Annotated in this window: 8 protein-coding genes; 6 read left to right on the plus strand and 2 right to left on the minus strand. The window is 71.3% G+C overall.

The window, feature by feature from the left end; translation table 11 throughout:
• Positions 1 to 33 precede the first annotated feature (33 nt).
• The gene (locus tag JS521_RS05085; protein WP_205081515.1) at positions 34 to 558 is read left to right on the plus strand and encodes a GNAT family N-acetyltransferase; all 525 of its coding nucleotides are present in this window, start codon (positions 34 to 36) and stop codon (positions 556 to 558) included.
• A gap of 50 nt (positions 559 to 608) precedes the next feature.
• Positions 609 to 1097: a glutathione peroxidase gene (locus JS521_RS05090; RefSeq protein WP_205081516.1), complete on the plus strand. Its 489-nt coding sequence runs from the start codon at positions 609 to 611 to the stop codon at positions 1095 to 1097.
• Positions 1098 to 1176: 79 nt separating this feature from the next.
• Here the strand turns inward: JS521_RS05090 and JS521_RS05095 are convergent, their stop codons facing one another.
• On the minus strand, positions 1177 to 2403 hold the full coding sequence (locus JS521_RS05095) for an acyl-CoA dehydrogenase family protein (RefSeq protein ID WP_006122871.1): 1227 nt from the start codon (positions 2401 to 2403) through the stop codon (positions 1177 to 1179).
• Positions 2404 to 2588: 185 nt separating this feature from the next.
• Here JS521_RS05095 and JS521_RS05100 point away from each other — a divergent pair, with 185 nt between their 5' ends.
• Positions 2589 to 3254, plus strand: coding sequence for a TetR/AcrR family transcriptional regulator (locus JS521_RS05100; RefSeq protein ID WP_205081517.1), 666 nt, complete (start codon positions 2589 to 2591; stop codon positions 3252 to 3254).
• A 28-nt stretch (positions 3255 to 3282) separates the two neighbouring features.
• On the opposite strand, the gene def is transcribed toward JS521_RS05100, so the two are convergent.
• Positions 3283 to 3828, minus strand: a complete 546-nt coding sequence (gene def / locus JS521_RS05105) for a peptide deformylase (RefSeq protein WP_205081518.1) — start codon at positions 3826 to 3828, stop codon at positions 3283 to 3285.
• A 114-nt stretch (positions 3829 to 3942) separates the two neighbouring features.
• Here def and JS521_RS05110 point away from each other — a divergent pair, with 114 nt between their 5' ends.
• The 3 genes from JS521_RS05110 (at position 3943) to JS521_RS05120 (ending at position 7182) form a co-directional block, all read left to right on the plus strand.
• A complete protein-coding gene (locus JS521_RS05110) occupies positions 3943 to 5181 on the plus strand; it encodes a MurT ligase domain-containing protein (RefSeq protein WP_010062348.1) in 1239 nt (412 codons plus the stop codon).
• A 34-nt stretch (positions 5182 to 5215) separates the two neighbouring features.
• On the plus strand, positions 5216 to 5944 hold the full coding sequence (locus JS521_RS05115; protein ID WP_205081519.1) for a type 1 glutamine amidotransferase: 729 nt from the start codon (positions 5216 to 5218) through the stop codon (positions 5942 to 5944).
• 212 nt (positions 5945 to 6156) lie between these two features.
• Positions 6157 to 7182, plus strand: coding sequence for a 6-phosphofructokinase (locus JS521_RS05120; protein WP_205081520.1), 1026 nt, complete (start codon positions 6157 to 6159; stop codon positions 7180 to 7182).
• Positions 7183 to 7345 lie beyond the last annotated feature (163 nt).

Consider the following 7345-nt stretch of genomic DNA (forward strand, 5'->3'; position numbering starts at 1 on the left):
ATTCGACCGTTCCGCCGTGAAAGGACCCCGCGCATGACCGAGATCGTCCATGTGTCCGCCCCCGAGCTGGTCACGTACGCCGACGACCTGGCCGGCCTGTTGGTCGAGACCGTCGAGGAGGGGTCCTCGGTGGGCTTCCTGGCCCCCTTGGACCGGGAGGCGGCCGCGATGTGGTGGCGGGAGCGGGCCGCCGCCGTGGAGGCCGGGTCCATCGGCATCTGGATCGCCCGTGAGGGCGGGCGGGTCTCCGGGACGATCGCCCTGGTCCGCGCCCCGCTGCCGAACGCCCGCCACCGCGCGGAGGTCGCCAAGCTGATGGTCCGCCCCTCAGCGCGCGGCCAGGGGCTGGGCAGGGCGCTGCTGGCGGCGGTCGAGGCGTACGCGGCGACCGAGGGCATCACGCTGCTGATCCTGGACACCGAGACCGGCAGCCTGGCCGAGCAGGTCTACTGCGGGGCGGGGTGGACGAAGGTCGGGAGCGTGCCGGGATACGCGGCCGATCCGGCGGGCAGCCTGAAGCCGACGACCTTCTACTACAAGGAGCTCGCCGCTCCGTGAGCGGTGGGCGGCACAATGAGCACCACCACGCAAGGAACAGGGAGAGTTTCATGACGCTGCACGACATTCCGCTGCGCACCCTCACGGGCGAGCCGACCACGCTGGGCGCGTACAGCGGCCGGGCCGTCCTGCTGGTGAACGTGGCCTCCAAGTGCGGGCTCACCCCGCAGTACGAGGGGCTGGAGCGGCTGCAGCAGAACTACGGGGACCGTGGCCTGACCGTGCTCGGCGTCCCGTGCAACCAGTTCGCCGGGCAGGAGCCGGGCAGCGCGGAGGAGATCCAGACCTTCTGCTCGACGACGTACGGGGTCAGCTTCCCGCTGCTGGAGAAGATCGACGTCAACGGCGCGGACCGGCACCCGCTGTACGCGGAGCTGACGCGGCTGGCGGACGCGGACGGGGAGGCCGGGGACGTCCAATGGAACTTCGAGAAGTTCGTGATCTCGCCGGCCGGTGAGCCAGTGGCCCGGATCCGGCCGCGCTCCGAGCCGGAGTCCACGGAGGTCGTGGCGGCGATCGAGGCGCACCTGCCCGCCTGAACAGAGGCGCACCTGCCCGCCCAAAGAGGGGGAGGGGCCGTCCGGAGCGGGTCTCCGGGCGGCCCCTTCCGGCTGTCCGCTAGCGGATCGGCATGCCCGAGAGCGTGCGGGCGATCACCAGGCGCTGGATCTCGCTGGTGCCCTCGAAGATGGTGTAGATGGCCGCGTCGCGGTGCATGCGCTCGACGGGGTACTCGCGGGTGAAGCCGTTGCCGCCGAGGATCTGGATCGCCTGCGCGGTGACGTCCCGGGCGGTCTCGCTCGCGTACAGCTTCGACATGGAGCCCTCGGCCGAGGTGAACGGCTTGCCGGTGGTGGCCATCCAGGAGGCGCGCCAGACCAGCAGCCGGGCCGCGTCGATGCGGGTGCGCATGTCGGCGAGCTGGAAGGCGATGCCCTGGTTGTCGATGATCGGGCGGCCGAACTGGCTGCGGGTCTTCGCGTAGTCGAGGGCGACCTCGTAGGCGGCGCGGGCGGTGCCGACGGCCATCGCGCCGACGGCCGGGCGGGAGGCCTCGAAGGTGGCCATGGCCGCGTTCTTGACCCGCTCGCCGCCCGCCTTGGCGCGCTCCCGGGCGCGGGCGAGGCGCTCGTCGAGCTTCTCCTTGCCGCCGAGCAGGCAGTGCCCGGGGACGCGGACGTCCTCCAGGACCACCTCGGCGGTGTGGGAGGCGCGGATGCCGTGCTTCTTGAACTTCTGGCCCTGGGAGAGGCCGGGGGTGTCCGGCGGCACGATGAAGGAGGCGTGGCCCTTGGAGCCGATGTCGGGGTCGACGACGGCGACGACGACGTGGACGTTGGCTATGCCGCCGTTGGTCGCCCAGGTCTTGGTGCCGTTGAGGACCCACTCGTCCTTGGCCTCGTCGTAGACGGCCCGGGTGCGCATGGAGGCGACGTCGGAGCCGGCGTCGGGCTCGGAGGAGCAGAAGGCGGCGACCTTCACGTCGTCGGCGTCGCCGTACATCTGCGGGATCCAGGTGCCGATCTGCTCCTCGGTGCCGTTGGCGAGGACGCCGACGGCCGCCAGGCCCGTACCGACGATCGACAGGGCGATGCCCGCGTCGCCCCAGAAGAGCTCCTCCATAGCCATGGGGATGCCGAGCCCCGTAGGGTCGAAGAACTGCTGGGCGTAGAAGTCCAGGGAGTAGATGCCGACCTTGGCCGCTTCCTGGATGACGGGCCAGGGCGTTTCCTCACGCTCGTCCCACTCCGCGGCGGCGGGGCGGATGACATCCGCCGCGAAGCCGTGGAGCCACTCCTTGACCTGCTTCTGGTCGTCGTTGAGCTCAAGCGTGAACTCGGCCATGTTCCCCTCCAGGCACTGCGGCGAAAACCCGTACGTTACTAGCGGTAACCACAGTCTGTTACCGGCAAGTAGGTACTGTCAACCGTCATGGAGCCGATCCGGCGCCCGCCCCGTGGGGTGTTACGTTGCGCGGGCGTGCAGGAGCGGTGCGACGGCATCGCGTGGCCAGGGGTGGGAGAGACGACATGGAGACCGCACGAAGCTCCGAGCGACAGCGGACCGCGGCCGAGCGCCGCCGCCGCGAGTTGCTGGAAGCGGCGGACCGGGTGGTGCTCAGGGACGGACCGCAGGCCTCGATGAACGCCATCGCCGCCGAGGCCGGGATCACCAAGCCGATCCTCTACCGCCACTTCGGGGACAAGGGCGGCCTGTACCGCGCGCTGGCCAAGCGCCACACCGACGCGCTGCTGAGCGCGTTGCGTGCCGCGCTGGACGCGCCCGCCGAGCGGCGGGCGCGGGTGGAGGCCACGCTCGACACCTATCTCGCCGCGATCGAGGCCCGCCCCCAGGTCTACCGCTTCCTGATGCACCCCTCCGACGGGGCGGACGACGCCGCCCCCTCCCCCGAACAGGGCTTCGACGTCGGCCGGCACTCCGCCCCGCTGCTGCGCCGCCTCGGCGAGGAGCTGGGCCAGGTGATCGTCGAGCGGGTCGACCTGGGGCCGGACGGCGAACAGATGGCCCGCATCTGGGGCCACGGGATCGTCGGCATGATGCACGCGGCGGGCGACTGGTGGCTCGCCGACCGGCCCTGCTCCCGCGAACGGCTGGTGAGCAGCCTCGCCGATCTGCTGTGGGGGCGGCTGGCGGAGGCGGGCGACCGCGATGTCCGGGGCGGGCCGGGGTTCTAGACCTACGCGGGGCGGGCCCCGGTGCAGCTCAGTCCTGCCGCGCCCAGGGCGCCTTGCGCGCCGCCCGCAGTGCCCGGGAACGCCGCAGCCCCGTCAGCCGGTCGGTGTAGACGGTGCCCGCCAGGTGGTCGCACTCGTGCTGGAGGCACCGGGCGAACCATCCCGTCCCGGCGATCCGGACCGGCTCGCCGGTCATCGTCAGGCCCTCGACGACCGCGTGGTCGAAGCGTTCCGTGCCCGCTTCCAGACCCGGAAGTGACAGACAGCCCTCCGGTCCGCGTACGGTGAGTCCGTCCGCCTCGACCAGTTCGGGATTGACCACGTGTCCCAGATGGCGGACATCGTCGTCGTCCGGGCAGTCGTAGACGAACACCTTGAGCGGGACGCCGATCTGGTTGGCGGCGAGCCCGACACCCTGTGCGGCGTACATCGTGGCGAACATGTCCTCGACCAGCTTCGCGAGCGACGGACCAAAATCCGTGACGTCCTCGCAGGGCCGGTGGAGCAACGGGTCGCCGAGCAGACTCATCTCACGGACGAGTCCGGAACTGCCGGGGATCGGGCGGTTTCGCATGGCGGCAAGCGTACGTTCCGCCGGGGCCGGTCAGTTCCCGTGGTGCCGCGGTGCGGTCGCCGCGCCGGACATCGATAGGCTGGGCGCGGACCGATGCAAGGAGGATCTAGGACGATGGCAGGCAACACGGAGCCGTTGTCGCCGCGGGCCAAACTGGCCGTGACGGCGGGCAAGGCCGCGGCGGCGGTGTCACGAGCCGCGGGGCGGGGCAGCGGATCGGTGATCGGCGGCCGGGTGGCGCTCAAACTCGACCCCGACCTGCTGGGGCGGCTGGCGCAGCACCTGGACGTGATCCTCGTGTCGGCGACGAACGGCAAGACGACCACCACCCGGCTGATCGCCGAGGCGCTGCGGGCCGCGGGGCCCGTCGTGTCGAACGCGCTGGGCGCGAACATGCCCGCGGGCATCACGTCGGCGCTGGCCGGCGGCTCGGACGCCAAGTTCGGCGTGATCGAGGTCGACGAGAAGTACCTGGCGGGGGTGGCCCGGGACACCACGCCCAAGGCCATCGCGCTGCTCAACCTCTCCCGCGACCAGCTGGACCGCGCGGCGGAGACCCGGATGATGGCCGAGCACTGGCGCGAGGGCCTCTCCGGCTCGAAGGCCGTGATCATCGCCAACGCGGACGACCCGCTGGTCGTCTGGGCGGCTTCCTCCTCTCCCAACGTGGTGTGGGTGGCGGCCGGTCAGGCGTGGAAGGACGACGCCTGGTCCTGCCCGTCCTGCGGCGGTGTGATGCAGCGCCCGGGCGACGACTGGTTCTGCGGGCAGTGCGGCTTCCGCCGCCCCGCCCCGAGCTGGGCGCTGAACGGCGACTACGTCCTGGACCCGCACGGTTCGGCGTGGCCGATCCACCTCCAGCTGCCGGGCCGGGCGAACAAGGCGAACGCCACCAGTTCGGCGGCCGTCGCCGCCGTCTTCGGGGTGCCGCCGCAGGTCGCGCTGGAGCGGATGTACCAGGTGCAGGCGGTGGCCGGACGCTACGACGTCGTCACCTTCCAGAACCGTGAGCTGCGCCTGCTGCTGGCGAAGAACCCGGCCGGCTGGCTGGAGACGTTCTCGCTGATCGACCCGCCGCCCACGCCGGTGATCCTCTCGGTGAACGCCCGCGGCGCGGACGGCACGGACACCTCCTGGCTGTGGGACGTGGACTACACCCAGCTGGCCGGACACCCGATCTTCGTGCTCGGCGACCGGAAGCTGGACCTCGCGGTCCGCCTCGAAGTGGCCGGTCTCGACTTCCGGGTCTGCGAGAACCTCGACGAGGCCGTGCAGTACGCCCCGCCCGGCCGTATCGAGGTCATCGCCAACTACACCGCCTTCCAGGATCTGCGCCGTCGTGTCGGCAACTGACCCCGGCCCCGGCCACCTCCGGAGAGGACGAAGCATGAGCAACAACGGTCTGCGTCTGGTCTGGGTCTACCCCGACCTGCTCAGCACCTACGGCGACCAGGGCAACGCGCTGGTCGTGGAACGGCGGGCCCGGCAGCGCGGTCTGGATGTGCAGCGCGTCGACGTGCGCAGCGACCAGCCGGTGCCGACGTCCGGCGACATCTATCTGATCGGCGGCGGCGAGGACCGGCCCCAGCGGCTCGCGGCGGAGCGGCTGCGCCGCGACGGCGGACTGAGCCGGGCCGCGTCCAACGGCGCGATCATCTTCTCGGTCTGCGCGGGCTACCAGATCCTCGGGCACGAGTTCGTCAACGACCTCGGTGAGCGCGAGCAGGGTCTCGGCCTGCTCGACGTGGTCTCCACCCGCGGCGAGGGCGCGCGGTGCGTCGGCGACGTACTCGCGGACATCGACCCGCAGCTCGGCCTGCCACCGCTGACCGGGTTCGAGAACCACCAGGGCGTCACCCATCTCGGCCCGACGGCACGGCCGTTCGCCCGGGTCCAGTTCGGCCGGGGCAACGGCACCGGGGACGGCACGGAGGGCGCGTACAACGACACGGTCTTCGGGACGTACATGCACGGCCCGGTGATGGCCCGCAACCCGCAGATCGCCGATCTGCTGCTGAAGCTGGCCCTCGACGTGAACGCGCTGCCGCCCACCGACGACCGCTGGTACGAGGCGCTGCGCGCCGAGCGGATCGCCTCGGCGACGCAGCCCGCCTGAGGCGCTCTCCGCTCGCACGAGCAAAGCCCTCCTGAGAGGGCTGACGCTCGATTGAGCGAAAGCCCGCCTGAGGGGTTTTTCGCTCGGTTGAGCGAAGTCCAGCAAGCGGACGGCCGGTTCGGCCCCGCCACTCTGCGCCGGTAGGGTGGCGGGGATCCAACCGGACGGTGTGGTCCGGTCGTCGACTTACACGTTGCAAAGGTTTCCGGGCCATGCGCATTGGCGTACTCACCTCCGGCGGCGACTGCCCCGGCCTCAACGCCGTCATCCGTTCCGTCGTGCACCGCGCGGTGGTGGACCACGGCGACGAGGTCATCGGCTTCCACGACGGCTGGAAGGGCCTGCTGGAGGCCGACTACCGCAAGCTCGACCTCGACGCGGTGGGCGGCATCCTGGCCCGCGGCGGCACGATCCTCGGTTCCTCCCGCGTCCAGCCCGCGCATCTGCGCGACGGTGTGGAGCGGGCCCGCGGACATGTCGCGGACCTCGGTCTGGACGCCATCATCCCGATCGGCGGCGAGGGCACGCTGAAGGCGGCGAACCTCCTCTCCGAGGCCGGGCTGCCCATCGTCGGCGTCCCGAAGACGATCGACAACGACATCGCCTCCACCGACGTCACCTTCGGCTTCGACACCGCCGTCGGTGTCGCGACCGAGGCGCTGGACCGGCTGAAGACCACCGCCGAGTCGCACCAGCGGGTGCTGATCGTCGAGGTCATGGGCCGGCACACCGGCTGGATCGCCCTGCACTCCGGGATGGCCGCCGGCGCCCACGCGATCGTGGTGCCCGAGCGCCCCTTCGACATCGACGAGCTGACCGCGCTGGTCGGCAAGCGGTTCTCGGCGGGCAAGAAGTTCGCCATCGTGGTGGTCGCCGAGGGCGCCAAGCCCCGTGAGGGCTCCATGCAGTTCGAGCAGGGCGTCAAGGACATCTACGGCCACGAGCGGTTCGCCGGGGTGGCCACGCGGCTCTCCGGGGAGCTGGAGCAGCGGCTCGGCAAGGAGGCCCGCCCGGTCATCCTCGGCCACGTCCAGCGCGGCGGCACCCCGACCGCGTACGACCGGGTCCTCGCGACCCGGTTCGGCTGGCACGCGGTGGAGGCGGCGCACCGGAGCGAGTTCGGGATGCTGACCGCGCTGCGCGGCACCGACATCGTGATGGTCCCGCTGGCGGAAGCGGTCGAGACGCTGAAGACGGTCCCGGCCGAGCGGTACGCCGAGGCGGAGTGCGTGCTCTAGAACATCTCGTCAGAACACGTCGACGGGACACGTCCTTCCAGAACTGCCCCCGGGCCCCCCCCCCGCCCGGGGGGCGGTTAAAAAGGGCCGGGGCACCCGGCCCAAAACGGGGCGGGTGCCCCAAGGGGGTGGAAAAAATGGAAAAAACCCGGACCGCAATAAA

Origin of the sequence: Streptomyces durocortorensis (genome assembly GCF_016901035.1) — a bacterium.
In the GTDB taxonomy this organism is placed as follows: domain Bacteria; phylum Actinomycetota; class Actinomycetes; order Streptomycetales; family Streptomycetaceae; genus Streptomyces; species Streptomyces durocortorensis.